The sequence below is a fragment of the Dichotomicrobium thermohalophilum genome (genome assembly GCF_003550175.1).
Taxonomy (GTDB): Bacteria; Pseudomonadota; Alphaproteobacteria; order Rhizobiales; family Rhodomicrobiaceae; genus Dichotomicrobium; species Dichotomicrobium thermohalophilum.
The window spans coordinates 707,789-730,711 of sequence record NZ_QXDF01000001.1 but is presented as its reverse complement, the minus strand read 5'-3'; the positions used below and the strand labels follow the sequence as shown (position 1 = coordinate 730,711).

The window sequence follows — 22,923 nt, the reverse complement described above, 5'->3', positions numbered from 1 at the left end:
ATTCACCAACTTCACGCACATAACCGCGCCCGTGCGGGGCCACGGTCATCCTGCTGCCGCCGAGGCTCTTTCTTCCGTCTCCCCCGTGGCGGTCATCTCCAAGCTCGTCGAGGTCGCCGCCTCGTTCAGGTCTTCGTCCGCGCCGTAGATCTCGCGCACCGTGCCTTGTGTGAGCTGATCGGCCGTGCCATCGAACACGATCTCGCCCTCGCGCATCCCGATGATGCGGTCGCAATAGGTGCGCGCGGTATCGAGCGTGTGCAGGTTGCAGATGACGGTCTTGCCGTCGCGCTCATGGATCTCGCGCAGCGCCTTCATCACGATCTCGGCGTTCAGCGGGTCAAGCGAGGCGATGGGCTCGTCCGCCAGCACGAGCATCGGCTCCTGCATGAGCGCGCGGGCGATGGCGACGCGCTGCTGCTGCCCGCCCGATAGCGCTTCGGCGCGTTTCATGGCCTGATCGGCGATCCCGAGCCGTTCCAGCGCAGCCAGACCGTCGGCGATGTCCTGCTGGCCGAAGATGTTGAACAGGCTGCGCACTGTGCCGTGACCGTTCAGCCGGCCGAGCATCACGTTGGTAATGACGTCAAGCCGCGGAACGAGATTGAACTGCTGGAAGATCATGGCGCAGTCACGCTGCCAGCGGCGCAGCGCGCGGCCGCGCAGCGCCAGCACATTGCGACCGTCGATAAAAACTTCGCCGGCGGTGGCCGGTGTCAGATGATTGATGATCCGTAGAAACGTGGATTTGCCGGCGCCGGAGCGTCCGATGACGCCCACCATCATCGGCCGGTCTATCGTGAAGGAAACGTCCTTCACCGCGACGACTTGGCCGAACTCTTTGCGAACATTACGAAATTCGATCAAGACGGACCCTCGTCACTTGCCTTTCGCGCCCTATCAAACACAGGCGTGTTAGAGGTTTATGACAAACGGCTTCCGACAACGGCCGTCGATCGAATTGCTTTGTCCAATAATTTTGGCGCGGGTTATTGCATTTTTGGATGCCATCTGTATGAAGGCGTCAGGGAGAAGCGAACGGACCGAAAATGGCCGACACCGCAGACAAAGCCGCGCCGGTGCGCGTGAAGCTGTCGTTGAATGAACTGGAGGCGTTCGTCGCCGTGGTCGAACAGGGCAGCTTTTCGCGCGCGGCCCTCTGGCTGGGCCTGAGCCAACCAACCGTCTCGCAGCGTGTGCAGATGCTGGAAGCAAGCTGTGGCCTGCGGCTGCTGGACCGCGCGCACGGCGTTCGGCTGACCGCGTCGGGACGCGAGATCTACAACAAGGCCCGCGCCGTCCTGGCCGGGGCGCGCGACATCGAGGCGACGGCGCAGGAGCTTGGGGCGCTGGCCCGTGGACGCCTGAAGGTGGGCTTTTCAACGCCATCGGTGGCAATGCGGGTGCTGGCCCAGCTAAAGAGCGCGCACAAGGCCGTCGAGATCAGCACGCGGCAGGGTAATACCGTGGAACTGCTGCAGATGATCGCCGCCTGCGAGATCGATGTGGGCGTGATGACGCTGCTGGACGTGCCCGAGGGCGTCCGCGCGGAACTGATCGCACCGCAACGCCCGTTGCTCTGCGTAGCCGCAGACTCGCCGTTGGCCCGTCGCCGCACGGTCACGCTGGCTGAGCTGGCAGATCAGACGCTCATCCTGCGCGAAGACGGATCGCTGACTCGGCAGGTGGTCGAGACGGCGTGCCGGGATGCGGGGCTGACCTTGCGCGCGCCTCTGGTCATGCCCACGCGAGAGGCCGTGAAGGAAGCCGCCGCGGCGGGGCTGGGCGTTGGCGTCGTGCTCTCCGGGGAGATGGGCAGCGACACGCGGCTTGCCGCGCTGGAGATCACCGACTGTACCAGCGCCGGAGGAGTCTATGCCGTCGGCCTCAGCGAGACCGAGGGACTGCCCCTCATCGACGCATTCTTCGACGCCTGTGCGCAGGCCGATCTCGACAATGCCGAACCGACGCTTTCATCAACATAGAAGGAGGCCCAGACATGACGGATGCCAGCATCGCCACCGCGCCGGACGCCCCGCTCGGTAGCGTCCTGACCGAGATGGTCGAGAAGCACGGCAACGACCTCTATGGCGGCGAGCCGGTCACACAGCTCCAGCACGCGCTGCAATGCGCGCAACTCGCCGAGGACGAAGGCGCTTCGCCCGCGCTCATCACGGCCGCGCTGCTGCACGATGTGGGGCATCTGCTCGAGGACGACTTCGAGGACGCGCCGGCGCATGACGAGGACCGCCGCCACGAGGAGTTGGGCGATGCGTTCCTGTCCAAGTGGTTCGGCCCGAGCGTCACCGAGCCGGTCCGCCTGCATGTCGCCGCGAAGCGCTATCTTTGCGCCGTTGAACCGGGCTACTACGACACGCTCTCGCCGATGTCCCAGCATTCGCTGATGCTGCAGGGCGGCCCGATGAGCGACGCGGAAGTCGCCGAGTTCGAGGCCAACCCCCACGCCCAGGACGCCGTGCGCCTGCGCCGCTGGGATGATCGCGGCAAGGACCCGAACCGAAAGACCGCGACGCTGGGCTATTTCCTGAGCTATGCGATCCGCTGCGTGCGCATGAACGGCCCCGACCGGAGCAATGCCTGAGCAGGAAGCAACCGCCGCGCGCCAGGCCCTGATGCGCATCTGCGCCCAAGCGAGCGAGGCCGAGTTGGAGCAAGCGCTCGATGCGCTTGCCCCGTTGCCGGAGGCAGAAGACATCCGCGCGCCGGAGCAGGGGCTGGTCATGCTGAGGGGCCGAATCGGCGGGGACGGCGCACCGTTCAATCTCGGCGAGGCGACGGTGACCCGCGCAACGGTGCGGGTTGCCGAGACGCTGGGTCACGCTTATTTGCTTGGCCGTTGCGAGAAAAAGGCAAGGCTCGCCGCGATCGTCGATGCGCTTGGACAGGATGCGCAATGGCGGGCCCGGCTCGAAGACGCGCTTGTAACCCCGGTGACAACGCGGCGTATCGCCGAACAGCAGGCCCAGGCCGCGGAAACAGCCAAGACGCGCGTCAACTTCTTCACGCTTGTCCGCGGAGAGGATGACACATGAACATGGTCTTTCGCGCCTTCACGGATCCGGCGCACGAGAGCCAGCAGGCGTTTCGCGCCGTGATGAGCGCAATGGCGCAACCTGGTCAGATTGTCGACGTCGATGTCGGATTCGCCCCGCCCGCCCCGCTCAATGCGGCAGCCGCCGCGGTGCTGCTGACACTGGCCGACTACGAAACGAAGGTCTGGAGCGATACAGGCGTCGATGTCACGGCCGCACAGTTCCTGCGCTTTCATACCGGCGCGCGGCTGATTGACGATCCGGCGCTGGCCGACTTTGCTGTCATCACTGATACGCATAACGCGCCCGCGCTTTCGACCTTCGCGCCGGGCACGCCGGATTATCCCGACCGTTCCGCGACGGCGATTATCCAGGTCAAAGAATTCCAGCACGAGTGGCGCCTGACCGGCCCGGGTATCGAGGGCGAAACGCGGTTCAGCGCCGGCCCGCTCCCGGAGGATTTCATCAAGCAGTGGCGCGACAACCATGCGCGCTTCCCGCAGGGTGTCGATATCATTTTTGCGGGCAACGGCCAGATCGCGGCCCTGCCCCGCAGCACGGAGATCGTGGAGACGGGCTGATGTATGTCGCGGCCAAAGGCGGCGAAGCGGCGATCGCGGCAGCGCACGAGTTGCTGGCGAAGACGCGGCGGGGCGATCCTGCGGTGCCGGAGATCACGGTCGCGCAAATCCGCGAGCAGCTCAGCCTGTCGGTCGACCGAGTCATGTGCGAGGCGTCGCTGTACGCCCCCGACCTCGCCGCGCTGGCGATCAAGCAGGCGCGCGGCGATCTCATCGAGGCGATCTTTCTCGCCCGCGCGTTCCGCACCACACTGCCGCGCTTTGGCTATTCCGAGCCGGTCGACACCGCCGACATGTCGATCCGGCGACGCATTTCAGCGACCTTCAAGGACTTGCCCGGCGGGCAGGTGCTCGGGCCAACCTTTGACTACACGCACCGGCTGCTCGACCCGTCGCTCATGGAGGGCGAGAGCCAGGCCGCCGCGACCAAGTCGGAGCCTGCACCGGAGCCGCCGGAGCCCGCGCCGCATGTCTGTTCACTGCTCGGCCGCCAGGGGCTGATCGAGCAGAACGAGCCGCCGAGCGGCGCGGAGGTGAACGACGTCACGCGTGGCGCGCTCGACTTCCCCGCCCCGCGCGATCTTCGGCTGCAGGCGCTCGCACGCGGCGACGAAGGTTTCCTGCTCGCGCTCGGCTACTCCACACAGCGCGGCTATGGGCGCACGCACCCGTTCGCCGGGGAAATCCGCATGGGCACGGTCGAAGCGTCCTTCGTGCCGGAAGAGCTTGGCTTCGAGGTACCGCTCGGCGAGGTCACGCTCACGGAGTGCGAGATGGTCAACCAGTTCGCCGGCTCTGCGGAAGCGCCGCCGCAATTCACGCGCGGCTACGGCCTGACCTTCGGGCACAGCGAGCGCAAGGCGATGTCGATGGCGATGGTCGACCGCGCCCTGCGCGCCGAGGAACTGGGCGAGCCGGTGACCGCCCCGGCGCAGGACGCCGAATTCGTGCTCAGCCACGCCGACAATGTCCAGGCGACGGGCTTCGTCGAGCATCTCAAGCTGCCGCATTACGTGGACTTCCAGGCCGAACTCGCGCTGGTGCGCCAGCTCCGCAAGGAGTGGGAAGAGCGGCGCGCGGAAGGCGAACAGCCGAGCAGCGAGGCCGCCGAATGAGCGCCCCGGCCTACAACTTCGCCTATCTCGACGAGCAGACCAAGCGCATGGTCCGGCGCGCGATCCTCAAGGCGATCGCAATCCCCGGCTACCAAGTGCCGTTCGCCAGCCGCGAGATGCCGATGCCCTATGGCTGGGGCACGGGCGGCGTGCAGGTCACGGCGTCGGTGATCGGGCCGGACGACACGCTCAAGGTGATCGACCAGGGCGCGGACGACACCACGAACGCCGTCTCGATCCGCAAGTTCTTCGAGCGCACCGCCGGCGTCGCAACGACCACCCGCACCGCCGACGCGACCATCATCCAGACGCGCCATCGCATCCCGGAAACGCCGCTGGCTGCTGGCCAGATCCTCGTCTATCAGGTGCCGATCCCCGAGCCGCTGCGTTTCCTGGAGCCGCGCGAGAGCGAGACGCGCCAGATGCACGCGCTGGAAGATTACGGCCTGATGCATGTCAAGCTCTACGAGGACATCGCGCGCCACGGCCACATCGCCACCACCTACGCCTATCCGGTGAAGATCGCCGGGCGCTACGTGATGGACCCATCGCCCATCCCGAAATTCGACAACCCGAAGATGGACAATTGCCCGGCGCTGCAGCTTTTCGGCGCGGGCCGCGAGCAGCGGATTTACGCGCTGCCGCCCTTCACGCGCGTGGAAAGCCTGGATTTCGAGGATCACCCGTTCGAGCGCACCCGCTTCGATCAGCCATGCGCGCTGTGCGGGGCGGAAGGCGTTTATCTCGACGAGGTCGTGACGGACGACAAGGGCGGGCGCATGTTCGTCTGCTCCGACACCGATTATTGCGAGGCGCGGCGCGGGGAGTAGACCGATGGATGAGACGCCGCTGCTGCGGGCCGAGGGGCTGACGCGCTACTACGGCGCGCGGCTCGGCTGCGCGAATGTCGACCTAGAGGTCTATGCGGGCGAGGTGCTGGCGGTTGTCGGCGAGTCCGGTTCCGGCAAGACGACGCTGCTCGGCCTGCTCTCGACCCAGCTTGCGCCGACGCGCGGGCAGATCACCTATCGCGGCCGCGACGGCCAGACCCGCGACCTTCTCGCCTTGAGCGAAGCCGATCGGCGGATGCTGCTGCGCACCGACTGGGGCTTCATCCATCAGGACCCGCGCGAGGGCCTGCGGATGCGCGTTTCGGCGGGCGGCAATGTCGGCGAGCGGCTGATGGCGGTCGGCTGGCGGCACTATGGCAACATTCGCGGCGCGGCGGCGGACTGGCTCGGGCGCGTGGAGATCGACACCGGCCGCATCGACGACCGGCCCGAGACCTTTTCCGGGGGGATGCGCCAGCGCCTGCAGATCGCCAAGAACATGGTGACGCGCCCGCGCCTGGTGTTCATGGACGAGCCGACCGGCGGGCTTGATGTCTCGGTGCAGGCGCGGCTGCTGGACCTGATCCGCGGGCTGGCGAGCGAGACCGGGCTGGCGGCGATCATCGTCACGCATGATCTGGCCGTGGCGCGGCTCTTGTCCCACCGGATCATGGTCATGCGCGAGGGCCGCGTGATCGAGACGGGCCTCACCGATCAGGTGCTGGACGACCCGCGCGCGCCGTATACGCAGCTTCTGGTCTCCTCGGTGTTGCAGGGGTAGCGAATGGACGCGGCGATCCGGCTTGAGGGCGTGGCGAAGACCTTCACGATGCACTTGCGCGGCGGCGCGGAGTTGCCGGTTGTGCGGGGTGTGGCGTTCGCGGTCGCGCCGGGCGAGTGCGTGGCGCTGGGCGGACCGTCGGGCGCGGGCAAGTCGTCGATCCTGAAGATGATTTACGGCAATTACCGCGCGGATGCCGGGGCGATCTGGCTGCGCGACGGCAGCGAATGGGTCGACGTCGCGCGGGCCGATCCGCGCCGACTGCTGGCGCTGCGCCGGCGCACGCTCGGCTATGTCAGCCAGTTCCTGCGGGCGATTCCAAGGGTGCCGGCGCGCGAGCTGGTGGCCGCGGCCGCGCGGGATGCCGGGCTGGAGGCCGATGCGGCAATGACGCGTGCGGAGGGGCTGCTCGATCGGCTGAACGTGCCGGGACGGCTGTGGAGCCTGCCGCCCGCGACCTTCTCCGGCGGCGAGCAGCAGCGCGTGAACCTGGCGCGCGGGCTGGCGGCTGAGCATCCGATCCTGCTGCTGGACGAGCCAACCGCCTCACTCGACGCCGAAAGCCGCGACCGCGCCGTGGCGCTCATCCGCGAGCGGCGCGACGCCGGGGCGGCCATCCTCGGCATTTTCCATGATGCGCAGGTCCGTGACACCATCGCCGACCGCGTCGTCGACGTCACCCGCTTTTCCGCGCAGGCCCAGACCGCCTAGGCTTCGACCTCGACGCGCCCGATCGGGTTGGAGCAGCAAGCGAGGATATAGCCCGCCTCAATGTCTTCCTCGCTGATCCCGCCGTTGTGCACCATATGCACCTCGCCCGCGCGCTTCTTCACCTTGCAGGTGCCGCAAACGCCGAAGGTGCAACCAGACGGGATGACAAGGCCGGAGTTACGGGCCACCGCCAGGATGGTATCGGTCTCCAGACAGGTCGCCGTGTGACCCGACTCGGCAAAGACGATCTCGGCCTTGGCCTCCTCCTGCGGGACGATGTCCTCGATCTCCGGCGCCTCTTCCTCGCTCTCCACCGGCGCGTGGAAGCTCTCCTGGCGGTAGTTCTCCATGTCGTAGCCGAGCGAATAGAGCATCTCGCGCACCGACTGCATGAAACCTTCCGGCCCGCAGCAATAGACCTCCCGCTCCAGGTAGTCCGGGGCCATGATGCTGAGCATGAGCTGGTTGAAGCGCCCGCGATAGCCGGTCCAGACGTCGTAGGGGTCTTCCTCGCTGACGACGTAATGCAGCTTCAGCCCCGGCATCCGCTCGGCCATGTGCTCCAGCCGCCGACGGAAGATCAGCTCAGAGGGGCGGCGCGCGCAGACAATCAGCGTCACGTCGGGTTGCTCGCCCCGGTCGAACAGGTAACCGGTCATCGACATCATCGGCGTCACGCCGGAGCCGGCCGCGATGAACAGGTATTTCCCGTCCGGCTGGGGCGGTAGCGTGAAGATGCCCGCCGGCCCATAGGCGCGGATCCGGTCGCCTGGCTTGAGATTGTCGATCATCCAGCGCGAGCCGATGCTGTTCGGCTGCGCCTTCACTGTCACCGAGATCGACAGGGAGCGCGACGGGCTGGTGGAGATCGTGTAGGTGCGGTAGAGCGGGCCGCCGGGCACCGGGAGCTCCAGCGTGATGAACTGGCCGGCCTTGTAGCGGAACCACCGGCCCGAGGGCGCGCGAAACGCGAAGGTGCGCACGTTCGGCGCCTCCGGGATCACCATCACGCACTCCAACGGCTCGCTATCGTCCCAGGAGGGCGTGTCTTCGCGCGGCAGTGGGATCATCGGCTTACTCCGCGGCGATCACGGTCCGGCCGGTGAGGCGGCCGCGCAGCGTGGCTTCGTACCAGTCAACGAACTGCATCACGCCGCTTTCCTGCACGGGCGAATACGGCCCCGGTTCGTAGCCGGGCGAGTTCACCCCGAGCTGGTTTTCCTCGACCACTTTCCGGTCCTCGTCGTTGGTGGCGGTCCAGACCTCGGTCAGCCGCTTGAGGTCGTAGTCAACGCCTTCTTTGGCATCCTCATGCACCAGCCATGTCGTCGTCAGCTCAGTCTCGGTCGGACCGATCGGCATCATCCGGAAGGTCAGCGCGTGATCCGACAGGAAGTGGTTCCAGGTGTTGGGGTAGTGGAAGAACAGGACCGTCCCGGCGCGCTTGATCGGCATGTCTTCCAACAGCTTGCCCACGGCCAGCTTGCCGTCCATCGTGTAGCTCTCGGAGGTCCCGATGAGCGGCACCCGCACGAAGCGCCACTGGTTTGCCGGGTCGATGGTGAAGCGCGAGGGCAGCCCTGCCTCTTCACAGCGCTTGTGGTGCGCCGTGATCGCCGGATCTTCCATCGCGTCGCCGGCACCGGATCCGGCAATGTTCGGGTTATCGTCGAAGGTGCGGCAGAGCGACGGGTGCGCGCCCGAGCAGTGATAGCACTCCCGGTTGTTCTCCATCACCAGCTTCCAGTTGCCCTTCTCGACGATGCGGCTCTGGTGGGCGACCTTTGTCTTGTCGAGGCGATGCGGGCCGACGAAGCGCTGGGCCTGCTCGGCGAGCGCATCGAAAGGCGGCGCGACCGGCGCGAGGCAGATGAAGACTAGGCCCGCAGCCTGCCGGCAGTGAACCGGCTTAAGGCCGTACTGCGAATAGTCGAAGTCTGCCCCCATATCGCGCGCGAAGATCAGCCGGCCGTCCAGCTCATAGGTCCACTGATGATACGGGCAGACGAGCTTGGGCGCGGTGCCTTTGTCCTTCTGGCAGATGCGCGAGCCGCGATGCCGGCAGCTGTTGTGAAACGCGCGCACCTCGCCATCCGCGCCGCGGACCACGATGACCGAATAGGCGCCGATCTGCAGCGTGATGAAGCTGCCCGCCTTGGGCACTTCGGCGACAGAGCCGGCCAGCAGCCATTCCCGGTAGAAGATGTGACGCATGTCGGCGTCGAACACGCCGGGATCAGTATAGAACGCCTGGGGCAGCGTATGATCCGCCTTGCGCGTCATCAGTTCAGCGAGAACTTCGGCATCACGCAGCATCGTCTTTCCCTGTCATCCACCACGAGAACCGTTCAGATATCCTTGACCAGCCGGAGCGCGTCATAGATCGCGGCATGGGTGCTCCGCGAGGAGACGGCGTCGCCGATCCGGTAGAGCTGGAAGCCGTCCGCGCCATTCACCGGTTGCGGCCGGCCGGCGACCAGCGCCTCGTAATCCACCGCGCCGTTATTCGCCGAATGGGGCTTGAGCGCGAAGTAGATGTCGTCGAGCGGGATCGTCCCGTGATTGACGACAATCTGATCGAACTCCCGCGTCTCATGCAGCGGCATGTAATCGCTGCCGATATGCGCGCGGAGCTGGTTCCCGGACCGCTCGACGCGGTGCAGCCTGTAGGTCAGCGTGAAGGTCACGTCCTTGTCCTGCAGCGCGCGCATATAGGGCACCAGGTTCATGCCCATCACGTCCGCCGCCAGGCTGCGGTCGGGCGTCATGACTTCGACATGCCCACCAGCGTTCGCGATCGTCTCGGCGGCCTGCATGGCGGCATGATCGCCCGCATCGTCATAGAGCAGCACGTTGCGGCCCGGCTTGGCGTCGCCGGCGATGATGTCCCAGCTCGAAACCACCAGTTCGTTTCCGTCTTCCAGCACGTTGTCGGGAGGCATGCCGCCCGTGGCCACAATCACCACATCCGGCGACTCGCCGAGCACGTCTTCTTCCTCGGCCCATGAGTTAAACCGGAATTCGACGTCGCGCGCGGTGCATTGCGCCATCCGCCAGTCTATGATCGACATCATCTCGCGCCGGCGCTGGTTCTGGGCCGTCAGGCGGATCTGCCCTCCGGGATCGGGCGCGGCTTCGAAAACAACGACAGAATGTCCGCGCTCCGCCGCCACGCGCGCGGCCTCCAGCCCGGCCGGGCCAGCGCCGACGACCACGACGCGCTTCTGCTTCGTCGCCGGCGCGATCTCGTGCGGCATCTCCAGCTCGCGCCCGGTCGCGGCGTTGTGGATGCACAGCGCCTCGCCGCCCATGTAGATGCGGTCCAGGCAGAAGGTCGCGCCGACGCAGGGGCGGATGTCGTCCTCGCGGCCCTCGACGATCTTGCGCACGATGTGCGGGTCGGCCATGTGGGCGCGGGTCATGCCGACGAGGTCAAGCTTGCCCTCGGCAACTGCGTGGCGAGCCGTGGCGATGTCCGGGATGCGCGCGGCATGGAAAACGGGCATCCCCGTCTCGGCGCGGACGGCCCCGGCGAAGTCCAGATGCGGCGCGCTGCGCATCCCTTGCACCGGAATCACGTCCGTGAGTCCGGGGTCGGTGTCGATATGCCCGCGGATGACGTTGAGGAAATCGACCATGCCCGTGTCGCGCAGGCGCCTGGAGATCTCCAGGCCCTCTTCCGCGCTGATCCCGTCCGGGGCGACCTCGTCGGCGGTGTAGCGGAAGCCGACAATGAAATCCGGCCCGACGCGCTCGCGCACGGCGCGCAGCACCTCCATCGAAAAGCGCATCCGGTTGTCGAGATCGCCGCCATAAGGCGGATCGAGGTCGTTGGTGCGCGGCGACCAGAAGCTGTCCATCAGGTGGCCGTAGGCCTGCAGCTCGATGCCGTCCAGGCCGGCTTCTTTCATGCGCTCGGCCGCATCGGCGTAGTCGCTGATGATGCGGTCGATGTCCCAGTCCTCGATCTTCTTCGGGAAGGCGCGATGCGCCGGCTCGCGCGCATGCGACGGCGAGACGACCGGCAGCCAGTCGCCGTTGCTCCAGTGCGTGCGCCGGCCGAGATGGGTGAGCTGGATCATCACCGCGCAGCCGTGCTCATGGCAGGAATCGGCCAGTTCGCGCATCCACGGGACGACTTCGTCCTTCCACGCGGCGATGTTGTTGAAAGCCGGCGGGCTGTCCCGCGACACCGAGGCCGAGCCGGCGGTCATGGTCAGTCCGACGCCGGCGCGCGCCCGCTCCTCGTGATAGGCGCGGTAACGTTCTTTCGGCACGCCCTCCTCGGCATAGGCCGGCTCGTGCGCGGTGATCATGACGCGGTTCTTCAGCCGCAGATGCTTCAGTTGATACGGTTGGAGCAGCGGATCTGTCGTCATGCGTTTGCCCCCTTCGCATCCACGGCGGCCGGCACCGACGCAGGGCTAACGGCCCGACTCCTGCCGGCAATCCCGGTTCTCAATCGACTGTAGGAGAGAGAGGACGCCACCTTCCATCCTCGACTCGACATAAATGTCGACAAAAACGACATAGGTGTCAATTCGTTTGCTGCTCCCCGCCGATGCTGGTATTTCCTGAATGATGAACAAGGTAGCGGTCCAGACCCAGCGCGGTACCCGCGACATCTGGCTCGACGCCGCCTATGAGGCCCTCATCGAAGGCGGAGTGGAGGCGGTGCGTGTCATGCCACTGGCGGAATCGCTCAACGTCTCCCGAACGAGTTTCTACTGGCATTTCGAGGATCGGGAGGCGCTGCTCAACGCGCTAATCGCCTATTGGCGCGACAAGAACACCGGGAACCTGATCCGCCAGACTCGCCTGTTCGCCGAGACAATCTGCGAGGCGGTGCTTAACCTGTTCGATTGCTGGATCGACCCGGAATTGTTTGACGCCCGGCTCGAATTCGCCATGCGCAATTGGTCGCAGACCTCGCCGGAGCTGAAGGAGATTTTCCGCGAGACTGACAGCGAGCGTATCCAGGCCATCCGCGCGATGTTCGCCCGCTTCGGTTTCGACCCGTATCAGGCCGACATCCGCGCAAGCACGATCTACCTCACGCAAGTGGGTTACATCTCGATCAAGGCGGAAGAGGAACTGGCCGAGCGTATTCGCCGCATGCCCGCCTATGTCGAGACCTATACAGGCCGCGCGCCATCGCAAAGCGAGATCGACCGCTTCATGGCGCGGCACCGCGCCCGGCTGGACGGCGCTTGAGCGACCGCAAGAACAACAAGGAGAGAGTCTTGAGACTTGGCTTTATCGGCACGGGCGCGATTTCGGCTGCGGTTATCCACGGCATATCGAAAGCCTGGGGCGACGCGAACGCGATCGTCGTGTCGCCGCGCTCGGCCGAAATCTCGCAGGACCTCGCCCAGCGCTATCGCTGGGTGCGCCGCGCAGAGTCGAACCAGGAGGTCGTGGACAACAGCGACATCCTGTTCCTCGGCGTGATGCCGCAGCAGGCCACGGAGGTCCTTCGCAGCCTGCAACTGCGCGAAGGTCAGATTGTCGCGAGCTTTGTTGCGGGGCTGGAAGTGGCCACCCTGCAAGAGCTGACCGGACCGAGCGTCGAAGTCTGCCGGATTACGCCGCTGCCGCCCATCGCGCAGCTTGAGGGTCCGGTAATGCTCTACCCCGGGCTCGGACAGGTCCGCCAGCTCATCGCGCCGCTGGGCGTGCTGATCGAGCCGGAAAGCGACGCGGCGATGGCGGCGCTGAGCACGGCGAGCGGGCTGATGTCGAGCTTCTTTCGCCTGTCGCAGGAGGCGATTGGCTGGCTGGAGGAGCGTGACCTGCCACGCACGCAGGCGCGGGATTACGTGATGGCGATGTTCGCCGCGCTCTCGAAGACTGCCCTGCGGCACGATCCGGCCGCGCTGGAGGCGCTACCCCGCGCTCACGAGACGCCGGGCGGCATCAACGAGGCCTGCCGCGAGTTTCTGGAGCAAGAACGCTGGTTCGAGACCTTCGCGCTCGGCATGGACGCAATCGACGAGCGCGCGCGCAGCCTCTCCGATTAACCCGCCTCAAGACGGGCCACCGGCGCGTCCTGCTGCTTGCAGGTCCGCTCATCGACCACCGGGTAATAACGACAGATGTGATGGGCCTTATCATCGGGCAGCCCGGCGTGACACTCTTGCAGCATCCACGCGTTCAACTCGGTCTCACCGTGAAAGCACACGCCGAGAGGGCGATCAAATTCACCTTCGGCGGACAGTGCGCTGCTGCCCGTGATCCAGCACCGGACATGCTCGCCGCCCACCCGCCAATGCAGGGCATACGCGCTGCGCTCGATGCATTCGGTGCGCGAGAGCAGCTTGCGGCATTCCTTGCCGTTCCGCTCGGGCAGCTCCGGTGCGTCGATGCCGGCGAGCCGGATATTCATTCCCGCAATTTCGATGTTGTCGCCGTCGATCACCTTCGCCGGGCCGCTCACGTAAAGGGGGCCATAGTGCAGGCGCCACACAGCCGCGGCGCCCAAAATGGCTCCCAACGCGAGGGTCGTGAGCAACTTGACCACGGCATCGAGCATTCGGGGCGTTTTTCACCAATTACGTAACTTTCTTTAGCAACTCCATAGGCAATGGGAACACGATTGTCGAGGTCTTGTTGCCGGCGATGTCCTGTAGCGCCTCGAAGTAGCGCAACTGCATCGCGTTCGCCTCGCTGGACATGATCTCGGCCGCCTCGACCAGCTTTTGCGCGGCCTGCTGCTCGGCCTCGGCGTTGATGATGCGCGCGCGGCGATAGCGCTCCGCCTCGGCCTGGCGGGCGATGGCGCGGACCATGCTCTCGTCGATATCCACGTGCTTGATCTCGACGTTGGACACCTTGATGCCCCAGGCGTCGGTCTGCTCGTCGAGGATCTTCTGGATGTCGGCGTTGAGCTTGTCGCGTTCGGCCAGCATCTCGTCGAGTTCATGCTTGCCGAGAACCGAGCGCAGCGTCGTCTGCGCGAGCTGGCTCGTGGCCTTCATGAAATTCTCGACGTTGATGATCGCCTTCTCCGCGTCGACGATGCGGAAATAGATAACCGCGTTGACCTTCACCGAGACGTTGTCCTTGGAGATCACGTCCTGGGATGGGACGTCCTCGGTGTAGATCCGCAAGTCGGCCTTCACCATCTGCTGGATGACCGGAATGATGATGACCAGGCCCGGCCCGGCAACGCGGGAGAAGCGGCCAAGGGTGAAAACAACGCCGCGCTCATACTCGCGCAGAATGCGAATTGCGGAGCTGAGCAGGAAGATGATGAGGCCCGCCAGAACCAGAATGGCAACGGCGTCGATCTGGAGGAACTGCATGGAATGGCTCCTTTAATGGCAAAACTTAATGATCAACAAATGAGGCTCAGCCCGAGTTGCGCGCAGTCTGGCTCGGCCCGACAACCAGCGTCAGCCCATCGATCTGTTTGACCTCGACCTTGTCGCCCGGCTGGACGTCGATATCGCCCCGGGCGTGCCAACGATCACCCTGCGCGCGCACATACCCCTCGCCCTTCGACCATTCGAGCACCTTGACCGTTTCGCCGACATAGGGGTTTGGCCCCGCGGTCACCGCGCGGGTTTGGGATCGCCAGGCATAGCCGAGGACCACCACGAGCAGCAGTCCGCTGGCCAGCGCCGTGCCAACGATCACGCTGGTGCTGAGTTGATATTCGGGCACATCCGTGTCGATCAGGAACAGCGAGCCGATGATGAAGGCGGCAAGCCCGCCAATGCCCAATATCCCGAAGGATGGCGTGAAGGCTTCCGCCACCATGAACGCGAGCCCGAGCAAGACCAGCGTCAGCCCGGCGTAGTCCAGTGGCAACTGGTTGAGCGAATAAAGCCCGATCACGAGACAGATTACGCCAATCACGCCCGGACCGATCGTGCCGGGGTTGGCGAACTCGAAGATCAGGCCGTAAATCCCGACCAGCATGAAAATGAAGGCGACGTTCGGGTTCGCCAGGATGCCGAGGATCTTCGTCAGCGTGCTCGGCTCGAAGGTTTCAAGCTGAATCCCTTGAGTGTCGAGCCGGCGTTCGAGCCCGCCGATCTCCACGGTGCGGCCGTCCACTTGCTGCATCAGGTCAGTCATGCTGGTGGCGACAATCTCGATGACTCCTTTCTCGCGCGCCTCGCTCGCCGAGATGCTTGCGGCCTCGCGGACCGCTTTCTCGGCCCACGCCGCGTTGCGGCCGCGGAGTTCGGCCAGGCTGCGGATGAAGGCGACCGCGTCGTTTACAGCCTTCGCCTTGCCGGGGTCGTCGGGCTGGCTGGGACTCTCGGTCTGGTCCTCGCCGTCGCCGCCTTCCTCATCGCCCGACCCGTCCTTGTCGCCGCTGTCTTCATTCTGCGGCTCGGAGCCTGGCAGACCGGGCGCGCCACCCATCTGCACCGGAGTTGCCGCGCCGATATTCGTGCCGGGCGCCATCGCAGCGATATGCGTGGCGTACATGATGTACGTGCCTGCGCTGGCCGCACGCCCGCCGGAGGGCGCAACATAACCGACCACCGGCACGGGTGCGCCGATAATCGCCCGGATAATGTCTCGGGTGCTCGTAACGAGGCCGCCTGGCGTGTCGATGCGCAGCACGGCGAGCGTTGCGCCGCGGTTCTCGGCTTCCGCAAGCCCATTCTCGATCAGCCGCGTCGTGGCCGGGCCGATCGCGCCGTCGATTTCGATGATCAGGCCGCGCTTGGCCGAGAAAGGCTGGGTCTCGTCCTGTGCCCGGCTGGTCAGCGACGACGCGAACATGAGCGCGGCACCGATGGCGAGACAGGTGAGTGCCAGCGCGCGGAAGGCCGTGCCAGGCTTGCGCATGAGTGTCTCCCGATCCTGCGGGCGCCTTGTCGATGGAATTATAGGCTCTGCCGCATAGTCGGGAGTGTATGAGAGCGCGAAATTTTAGGCAACGCGCCTGAACGGGCGCAATTACCGCACCCGGACAAGATGACCGGCGTTGCTCGCTGGCCTGATCAGCGCCTAAAGCGCGAGATACTGCTGGCGCAATTCCTCGTTGTCGATCACTTCCTGCGCGGTGCCGTCGAACACGACCTGACCCATGTCGAGAATGATCGCACGGTCGGCCAGATGCAGCGCGGCAATGGCGTTCTGCTCCACGATGACCGTCGTGATGCCGAGTTTCTTGATATCCTCGAGAATGCGCTCGATCTCCTGCACGATCACTGGGGCGAGGCCCTCGTAAGGCTCGTCAAGCAGCAGCAGCTTGATGTCCTGCGCCAGCGCCCGCGCGATGGCCAGCATCTGCTGCTCGCCGCCCGAGAGCGTCACGCCTTCCTGCCAGCGGCGCTCGCCCAGACGCGGGAAGCTTTCGTAAATGCGCTCGAAGCTCCAGCCATGCGGCGCAGAGATTTGCGCCAGCCGCAGGTTCTCCTCGACCGTGAGACCGGGGATGATGCGGCGGTCTTCCGGTACCAGCGCAAGCCCTGCGCGGGATGCCTCATGCGCGCGCATCTCATGCAGCGGCTTGTGATCCAGCCAGATTTCGCCGTGCGTGAGTTGCGGGCTCTCGAGCCGGGCGACGGCTCGCAGCGTCGAGGTCTTGCCCGCGCCATTGCGGCCCAGCAATGCGAGGATCTCGCCCTCGCGGATATCGAAACTCACGCCCTGGACGATGTAACTTTCGCCGTAATAGGCGTGCATCTCCCAGGCGGAAAAGTAGGCGCGCTGGCCGCCTTGGCCGCGGACCGGCTCGACAGCCGGAGCGCGATCCTTGGCGAAATCGACGCCGAGCGGCGCGCTTTGCTCACTCATAGATGGGCCCCTCCGAGATAGGCTTCCTGCACTTTCGGATCGCCTTTGATCGCGGTCGGTTCGCCTTCGACGATCACGGTTCCCTGCGCCATCACCGAAATCTTCTGCGCCAGCGAGAAGACGACGTGCATGTCATGCTCGATGACGATCTTGGTGATGCCGCGTTCACCGATGCGTTTGAGCAGGTCGATGGTTGCGTTGGTGTCTGCCCGCGACATGCCGGCGGTCGGCTCGTCGAGCAGCAGCAGCTTGGGATGCTGGACGAGGCACATCGCCAGCTCCAGGCGCCGCTTGTCGCCGCGGGAAAGGCTGGCCGCGCTGAGGTCCTTGAACTTGATCAGACCGACCTCTTCGAGCACGCTTTCGGCCTCGTCCATGATGTCCTTCTGGGCATCGATGCGCTCCCACGCGTGGAAATTGAACGCACCGTCGCGCTTCGCAAGCGCCGGCACGATCACGTTTTCGACCAGCGTCAGGTCGGGAAAGATTTCCGGCGTCTGGAAAACCCGCGCAACGCCCAGTTGATTGATCTCGTGCGGCCGCAGGCCGAGCAGGGACTGACCGTTGAACATCACGCTGCCAGTGTCCGGCAACAACCGCCCGACCATGCAGTTCAGCAGAGTCGATTTGCCGGCGCCGTTCGGGCCGATAATCGCATGGACGCTACCGGCATCAACGCTCAGGTTGACATCGCGCAGGGCCTGCACGCCGCCGAAATTCTTGTTTACGTCCCTGACTTCGAGAGTAGCCACGGAACTTCCTCCCTACTCTGCAGGCTGGGCTTGCGCGGCGGGGGCCCGCTCGCTCTTCCCCTGGTCCGGCGGACGGGTAAACAGGTTCACAAGCCGGCGGAAGCCCTCCATCAGGCCGCCCGGCAGGAAGATCACGATCAACATGAACACGATACCGAGCGTCAGGTGCCAGCCCTTGCCGACGAAGAGGCTCAACACGGCGACCAGCGTTTCCTGCAGTCCCGCCGGCAGGAACGAGAAGGTCTCCATCAACAGCGCCTCGTTGAACGCTGAGAAGATATTCTCGAAATACTTGATGATGCCTGCGCCGAGAACCGGGCCGAGTAGCGTGCCCGCACCGCCGAGAATGGTCATCAGCACGACCTCGCCGCTCGCTGTCCACTGCATGCGTTCGGCCCCGGCGAGCGGGTCGGTCACCGCCATCAGCCCGCCCGCAAGGCCGGCGTACATACCCGAGATGACGAAGGCCACGAGCATATAGGGCTTTGTGTTGATGCCGACATAGTTCAGCCGGTTCTGATTGGACTTGATCGCCCGCAGCTTCATGCCGAACGGCGAGCGGAAAATGCGGATCGAGATATAGAAGGCAATGATCAGGATCACCCCGCAGAAGTAGAAACCGGGATAGCCGGTCATCTCGATTCCGAACAGGTCGGACACGGGCAGGGCGGCACCGTAATCACGGCCGAACAAGGCATCGATGGCGCGCGGGTCCTGTTGGCTGAGCTGTAGTCCCGTCTCACCGTTGGTTATGGGCGTCAGAACGGAATAGGCCAGGTTGTAGCTCATCTGCGCGAAAGCCAGCGTGAGAATGGCGAAATAGATGCCCGCGCGGCGCAGACAGATATATCCGATGGCGACCGCGAACACGCCGGCCAGCAGCATGGCAAAGAACAATGCCAGGATCGGATTCATCGAGAGCAACTTGAACGACCACACCGCTGTGTAGGAGCCGACGCCGAGGAAGGCCGCGTGGCCGAACGACAGGTAGCCGGTCAAGCCGAGCAGGATGTTGAAGCCGATGGCGAAGATGCCGAAAATTGCAAACCGCTGCAGCAGGTCCGGATAGCCCGCGCCAAACGGAGCCAGGATGTACGGCCCCAGCAGCACGACGATCGAAAAGGCGACGAGAAGGATCCAGTCGCTGCGCTTTGATTCGCTGCCTAGCAACACTTTGTTCATGGCTTAGGTCTCCATCACGCCCTTCTGGCCCATCAGGCCGCGCGGACGAACGAGAAGCACGACGACCGCCACGAGGTAGAGAATGATCTGGTCGATGCCCGGAAAGATCTGCTTCACCTCGTTGAGCGACGCGAAGCTCTGCAGAATGCCGAGCAGGAAGCCCGCGGCGACGGCGCCCGGAAGGCTGCCCATGCCGCCCACGACGACGACCACAAAGCTGATCACAAGGAAATCCATGCCCATGTGGTAATCCGGGCTCAGGATCGGCGTATACATCAACCCCGCAAGGCCGGCGACGATCGCCGCCAAGGCAAAGACAATCGTGAACCGCCGGTCGATGTTGATTCCCAGAAGCGTCACCGTCTCGCGGTCTGCCATACCCGCGCGGACGACCATACCGAAGGTGGTATAACGCAGGAACGCAAACACCGCGCCGATAACCACAGCGGAAAACAGGAAGTAGATCAGCCGCCAGTAAGGATAGACGATCTCGCCCGGCGGGAAGCCCAAAAGCCCACCAATATCAAGGGCTTGATCAACGGAGGGCGGCGCGGATTGCGGAATCGGGTTCGCGCCGTAGAAGATCTTGACGATCTCCTGCAGGACGATGGCGAGGCCGAACGTCACGAGAATCTGTTCAATGTGCGGGCGCTTGTAGAAATGGCGGATCAGTCCGCGCTCCATCGCAAGACCGATGAGCAGCATGACCGGGACTGCCAGCAGGATCGACACCGGCACCGAAAACTCGACCAGGAACCGCCCGAAATCGCCGAACCAGAGTTCGACATAGGGCGTCTTGATCTCGACAGGCGTGCCCCAGGCCGTTGTCTCGGTCGGGTGCAGGGTCACCTGCTGCATGGATACGAGGGCATTGAAAGTTACCGCGCAAAAGGCCCCCAGCATGAAGAGAGCGCCATGCGCGAAGTTCACCACGCCCAGCGTTCCGAAAATAAGCGTCAGCCCCAAGGCGATCATCGCATAAGCGCCGCCCTTGTCGAGGCCGTTCAAAAGCTGCAGGAGAAAAACTTCCATGGCTGCTTCATTCCCCGCTCAGGCCCGTCAGGCACCCGGCCCTAGGCGCCGGCCCCGCAAGCGGGACCGGCGCTGCATGTTGTGCGATTGTGCGGACTACACACCGTCGTTACACGGACCGAGCTGACCGCCGAAGATTTCCGGATCGTAGGTGACCTTTTCAACCGGCGTGACCTCGACGACTTCCAGGACGTCGAACTCGGATTCCGGGTTTTCCTTACCCTTCACGACCAGCACATCCTTGAAGCACTGGTGGTCGGCGCCGCGATACAGCGTCGGACCATTGCCAAGGCCGTCGAACTCGAAGTCTTCCAGCTCTTCGACAACAGCGCAGGGACGGAACGTGCCAGCACGCTGGCAGGCGTCGGCGTAGAGCAGCGCCTGCACGTAGCAGGTGTGCGCGGCCTGACTCGGCGGGAAGCCGTATTCCTGGCCGAAGGACTTGACGAACGCCTTCGAGCCCTCATCGTCCAGCGACCAGTGCCAGTTGGTCGAGCCGTAGATGCCTTTAACCGCATCGCCGGCGCCCTGAGCCATCAGACGGCTGTAGAGCGGCACGACGACCTGGAACTGCTTGCCGTTGACCTGCTTGTCGAGCAGACCGAACTGAACGGCCTGGGTCAGCGAGTTCACCATGTCCTTGCCGTAGTGGTTCAGCACCAGCACGTCGGCGTCAGAGTTGAGGACCGGCGTGATGTACTGCGAGAAGTCGCCAGCGCCCAGCGGGGTGCGGACGGCCGCGGCAGTTTCCCAGCCCTGAGCCTCGGTGAACTGCTTCACCGACTCCTCGGTGGTGTAGCCCCAGTTGTAGTCCGCTGTCAGGTGATAGGCGACGCGGTCGGTGCCGTAGGCATTGGCGAGCACCGGGCCGAGCGCGGCGCCGGACATGTAGGAGTTGAAGAAGTGGCGGAAGCCGTTGCGGCGCTTGTCCTTGCCGGTTGTGTCGTTGGAGTGCGTCAGGCCGGACATGAAGATCACGCCCATTTCCTGGCACAGCCCCTGCACCGCCACGGCCACGCCCGAGGACGATCCGCCGGTGACCATCACCACGCCGTCGGCCTCGATCATGCGCTTTGCGCTGGCGCGGGCGGCGTCGGACTTGGTCTGCGTGTCACCCGTGACGAACTCGACCTTCTTGCCGTTGATGCCGTTGCCATCAAGCGCGGTCTTCTCGCCATTCTTGTAGACGAAGGTGTTAAGCATCCCGCCATCACCTTCACCGTTCAGGTGCTTCGCGGCGAGTTTGAGCGCGCGCAGCTCGTCGGCGCCCTCGTCAGCATAAGGGCCAGTCTGCGGAACGTTGAAGCCGAGCGTCACTGTCGAGCCGGTCGGCGCATTGCGATAGTCCTGCGCCCAGGCGTCGCGGATGAAATGGAACGGCCCGGAACCCGCCAGCGCGAAGGCCGTTGTACCGGCGCCCGCCTTCAGAACAGTACGGCGTGACAGAGTCTTCTTGGTCATGAGCACTTTCCTCCCTTTGGATGATTGGCGGCCGGAAGCCGCTGAAGCTCTTTTTAGGGCTTCTTCAGCAATAAATCATCTGGCAGACGCGCGATATTGGCTATTAGGTCATTAGACTTTCGTCGCCATAACGCCGCCCGCAGTGACAGATGCCGGACCGAGCCGGACGAATGCTTCGACCGGACCGCAAACGATGGTCGACAGGTTAGCGCGGGAGCAGACTCTCGCCCATAAGAAATTCGTCGATAGCCCGCGCCGCCTGCCGGCCTTCCCTGATCGCCCAAACGACGAGAGATTGACCGCGCCGCATGTCGCCCGCAACGAATATCTTATTGCGAGATGTTAAATATTTGTGATCGTCGGCCATGACGTTCCCGCGTTCGGTGAGTTCCACGCCCAGTTGCGCGACCGGCCCATCATGGCGCGGATGCACGAAGCCCATCGCCAGCAGCACAAGATCCGCGCGCATCTGGAACTCGGTGCCGGGGATCTTTTGCGTGTTCTCGTCGACGCGCACGCAGTGAAGCTGCTCCACCTTGCCGTCCGAGCCGGTGAATTTCTCGGTCATCACGCTCCAGTCGCGGTGGGCGCCTTCTTCCTGGCTCGATGAAGTGCGCAGCTTGAGCGGCCAGTGCGGCCAGGTCAGCAGCTTGTCTTCCTTCTCCGGCGGCTTCGGCATGATCTCGAGCTGCGTCACGGAGGCCGCTCCCTGGCGGAAGGACGTGCCGATGCAGTCCGAGCCGGTGTCGCCGCCGCCAATCACGATCACGTGCTTGCCGGTCGCGGTGATCGGCTCAATTTCCCCAAGGGGTTCACCGGAGACGCGCCGGTTCTGCTGCGTCAGGAAATCCATCGCGAAGTGAACCCCGTCCAGTTCGCGACCGGGGATGGGCAGATCGCGCGGATGCTCCGCACCGCCGGCAAGCAGTACCGCATCGTGCTCGCGCTCAAGCTGATCGGCACCGATGTCCTTGCCGACCTCGGTGTTGCAGTGGAACACCACCCCCTCGGCCTCCATCTGCGCGACCCGGCGCTCGACGATGTATTTTTCCATCTTGAAGTCCGGGATGCCGTAGCGCATCAGCCCGCCGGGATGGGCGTTACGCTCATAGACATGGACCTCGTGGCCGGTGCGCGCCAGTTGCTGGGCCGCGGCCATGCCCGCCGGCCCTGAGCCGATGACGGCCACGCGCTTGCCGGTCTTTTGGCTCGGCGGTTGAGGCGTCACCCAGCCGGCATCGAATGCCTTGTCGGCAATGGATTTTTCGATCGCCTTGATGCTGACGGGGGCGTCTTCAAGGTTCAGCGTGCACGCGGCCTCGCACGGCGCGGGGCACACGCGGCCGGTCACCTCCGGGAAGTTGTTGGTGGAGTGCAGGTTGCGCGCCGCCTCTTCCCAATCGCCGTGATAAACGAGGTCGTTCCAGTCCGGGATCTGGTTATTGACCGGGCAGCCCGTGTGGCAATACGGGATGCCGCAATCCATGCAGCGCGCGGCCTGGCGCTGCGTCTCACCTTCCGGCAGCGGCACGATGAATTCGCGGAACGTCTTGATCCGCTCCTCCGGCGGCTCATAGCCCAGATCGCGCCGGTCGATTTCCAGAAAGCCCGTAACCTTTCCCATCTATTCGTCCCCTAAAGCGTTGCGACAGCGCGCGGGACT

The 22,923-nt window shown here is 64.7% G+C and carries 23 protein-coding genes; 10 read left to right on the top strand and 13 right to left on the bottom strand.

What is annotated here, in order from left to right; genetic code table 11:
• Nucleotides 1-45: 45 nt before the first annotated feature.
• The gene (gene phnC, locus BXY53_RS03360) at nt 46-867 is read right to left on the bottom strand and encodes a phosphonate ABC transporter ATP-binding protein (protein ID WP_119060502.1); all 822 of its coding nucleotides are present in this window, start codon (nt 865-867) and stop codon (nt 46-48) included.
• 182 nt (nt 868-1,049) lie between these two features.
• On the opposite strand from phnC, the gene BXY53_RS03355 reads away from it, so the two are divergent.
• Genes BXY53_RS03355 through phnL form a run of 8 tightly spaced genes read left to right on the top strand, consistent with a single transcriptional unit; the run spans nt 1,050 to nt 7,071 of the window.
• Nucleotides 1,050-1,985 carry a LysR substrate-binding domain-containing protein gene (locus BXY53_RS03355; RefSeq protein WP_119060501.1) on the top strand — a complete coding sequence of 312 codons (936 nt, stop codon included), beginning with the start codon at nt 1,050-1,052 and terminating at the stop codon, nt 1,983-1,985.
• Nucleotides 1,986-1,999: 14 nt separating this feature from the next.
• A complete protein-coding gene (locus BXY53_RS03350) occupies nt 2,000-2,602 on the top strand; it encodes a phosphonate degradation HD-domain oxygenase (RefSeq protein ID WP_210209132.1) in 603 nt (200 codons plus the stop codon).
• Nucleotides 2,595-3,053 (top strand): phosphonate C-P lyase system protein PhnG, encoded by a 459-nt coding sequence (gene phnG, locus BXY53_RS03345; RefSeq protein ID WP_119060500.1) that lies wholly within the window; start codon nt 2,595-2,597, stop codon nt 3,051-3,053. Before BXY53_RS03350 ends, phnG begins: the two co-directional genes overlap by 8 nt.
• Entirely contained in the window at nt 3,050-3,634 is a 585-nt protein-coding gene (phnH, locus tag BXY53_RS03340) for a phosphonate C-P lyase system protein PhnH (RefSeq protein WP_119060499.1), read from the top strand. Before phnG ends, phnH begins: the two co-directional genes overlap by 4 nt.
• A complete protein-coding gene (locus BXY53_RS03335; protein ID WP_119060498.1) occupies nt 3,634-4,749 on the top strand; it encodes a carbon-phosphorus lyase complex subunit in 1,116 nt (371 codons plus the stop codon). Before phnH ends, BXY53_RS03335 begins: the two co-directional genes overlap by 1 nt.
• On the top strand, nt 4,746-5,579 hold the full coding sequence (locus BXY53_RS03330; protein ID WP_119060497.1) for an alpha-D-ribose 1-methylphosphonate 5-phosphate C-P-lyase PhnJ: 834 nt from the start codon (nt 4,746-4,748) through the stop codon (nt 5,577-5,579). Before BXY53_RS03335 ends, BXY53_RS03330 begins: the two co-directional genes overlap by 4 nt.
• 4 nt (nt 5,580-5,583) lie before the next feature.
• A complete protein-coding gene (phnK, locus tag BXY53_RS03325) occupies nt 5,584-6,360 on the top strand; it encodes a phosphonate C-P lyase system protein PhnK (protein ID WP_119060496.1) in 777 nt (258 codons plus the stop codon).
• 3 nt (nt 6,361-6,363) lie between these two features.
• Nucleotides 6,364-7,071: a phosphonate C-P lyase system protein PhnL gene (gene phnL, locus BXY53_RS03320; RefSeq protein WP_119060495.1), complete on the top strand. Its 708-nt coding sequence runs from the start codon at nt 6,364-6,366 to the stop codon at nt 7,069-7,071.
• On the opposite strand, the gene BXY53_RS03315 is transcribed toward phnL, so the two are convergent.
• Genes BXY53_RS03315 through BXY53_RS03305 form a run of 3 tightly spaced genes read right to left on the bottom strand, consistent with a single transcriptional unit; the run spans nt 7,068 to nt 11,450 of the window.
• Nucleotides 7,068-8,141: an FAD-binding oxidoreductase gene (locus tag BXY53_RS03315; RefSeq protein WP_119060494.1), complete on the bottom strand. Its 1,074-nt coding sequence runs from the start codon at nt 8,139-8,141 to the stop codon at nt 7,068-7,070. The genes phnL and BXY53_RS03315 overlap by 4 nt on opposite strands.
• Before the next feature lie 4 nt (nt 8,142-8,145).
• Nucleotides 8,146-9,387, bottom strand: coding sequence for an aromatic ring-hydroxylating oxygenase subunit alpha (locus BXY53_RS03310; RefSeq protein ID WP_119060493.1), 1,242 nt, complete (start codon nt 9,385-9,387; stop codon nt 8,146-8,148).
• A gap of 32 nt (nt 9,388-9,419) precedes the next feature.
• On the bottom strand, nt 9,420-11,450 hold the full coding sequence (locus BXY53_RS03305; RefSeq protein ID WP_119060492.1) for an NADH:flavin oxidoreductase: 2,031 nt from the start codon (nt 11,448-11,450) through the stop codon (nt 9,420-9,422).
• Between the two features lie 199 nt (nt 11,451-11,649).
• On the opposite strand from BXY53_RS03305, the gene BXY53_RS03300 reads away from it, so the two are divergent.
• A complete protein-coding gene (locus BXY53_RS03300; protein WP_119060491.1) occupies nt 11,650-12,285 on the top strand; it encodes a TetR/AcrR family transcriptional regulator in 636 nt (211 codons plus the stop codon).
• Nucleotides 12,286-12,314: 29 nt separating this feature from the next.
• Nucleotides 12,315-13,091 (top strand): NAD(P)-binding domain-containing protein, encoded by a 777-nt coding sequence (locus tag BXY53_RS03295; RefSeq protein WP_170144320.1) that lies wholly within the window; start codon nt 12,315-12,317, stop codon nt 13,089-13,091.
• Here the strand turns inward: BXY53_RS03295 and BXY53_RS14215 are convergent.
• From BXY53_RS14215 to BXY53_RS03250, 9 genes are all read right to left on the bottom strand, one after another.
• Nucleotides 13,088-13,603 (bottom strand): thermonuclease family protein, encoded by a 516-nt coding sequence (locus BXY53_RS14215; protein ID WP_119060489.1) that lies wholly within the window; start codon nt 13,601-13,603, stop codon nt 13,088-13,090. The genes BXY53_RS03295 and BXY53_RS14215 overlap by 4 nt on opposite strands.
• Nucleotides 13,604-13,622: 19 nt before the next feature.
• Nucleotides 13,623-14,375, bottom strand: coding sequence for a slipin family protein (locus tag BXY53_RS03285; protein WP_119060488.1), 753 nt, complete (start codon nt 14,373-14,375; stop codon nt 13,623-13,625).
• 46 nt (nt 14,376-14,421) lie between these two features.
• Nucleotides 14,422-15,879: an NfeD family protein gene (locus BXY53_RS03280; protein ID WP_119060487.1), complete on the bottom strand. Its 1,458-nt coding sequence runs from the start codon at nt 15,877-15,879 to the stop codon at nt 14,422-14,424.
• A 162-nt stretch (nt 15,880-16,041) separates the two neighbouring features.
• The gene (locus BXY53_RS03275; RefSeq protein WP_119060486.1) at nt 16,042-16,833 is read right to left on the bottom strand and encodes an ABC transporter ATP-binding protein; all 792 of its coding nucleotides are present in this window, start codon (nt 16,831-16,833) and stop codon (nt 16,042-16,044) included.
• A complete protein-coding gene (locus tag BXY53_RS03270; protein ID WP_119060485.1) occupies nt 16,830-17,585 on the bottom strand; it encodes an ABC transporter ATP-binding protein in 756 nt (251 codons plus the stop codon). The genes BXY53_RS03275 and BXY53_RS03270 overlap by 4 nt, the downstream gene beginning before the upstream one ends.
• Nucleotides 17,586-17,597: 12 nt before the next feature.
• Entirely contained in the window at nt 17,598-18,767 is a 1,170-nt protein-coding gene (locus tag BXY53_RS03265) for a branched-chain amino acid ABC transporter permease (protein ID WP_210209131.1), read from the bottom strand.
• Nucleotides 18,768-18,770: 3 nt separating this feature from the next.
• The gene (locus BXY53_RS03260) at nt 18,771-19,799 is read right to left on the bottom strand and encodes a branched-chain amino acid ABC transporter permease (RefSeq protein ID WP_119060484.1); all 1,029 of its coding nucleotides are present in this window, start codon (nt 19,797-19,799) and stop codon (nt 18,771-18,773) included.
• Between the two features lie 96 nt (nt 19,800-19,895).
• Nucleotides 19,896-21,260 carry a substrate-binding protein gene (locus BXY53_RS03255; RefSeq protein WP_119060483.1) on the bottom strand — a complete coding sequence of 455 codons (1,365 nt, stop codon included), beginning with the start codon at nt 21,258-21,260 and terminating at the stop codon, nt 19,896-19,898.
• A gap of 205 nt (nt 21,261-21,465) precedes the next feature.
• Entirely contained in the window at nt 21,466-22,884 is a 1,419-nt protein-coding gene (locus BXY53_RS03250) for a glutamate synthase subunit beta (RefSeq protein WP_119060482.1), read from the bottom strand.
• Between the last annotated feature and the right edge of the window lie 39 nt (nt 22,885-22,923).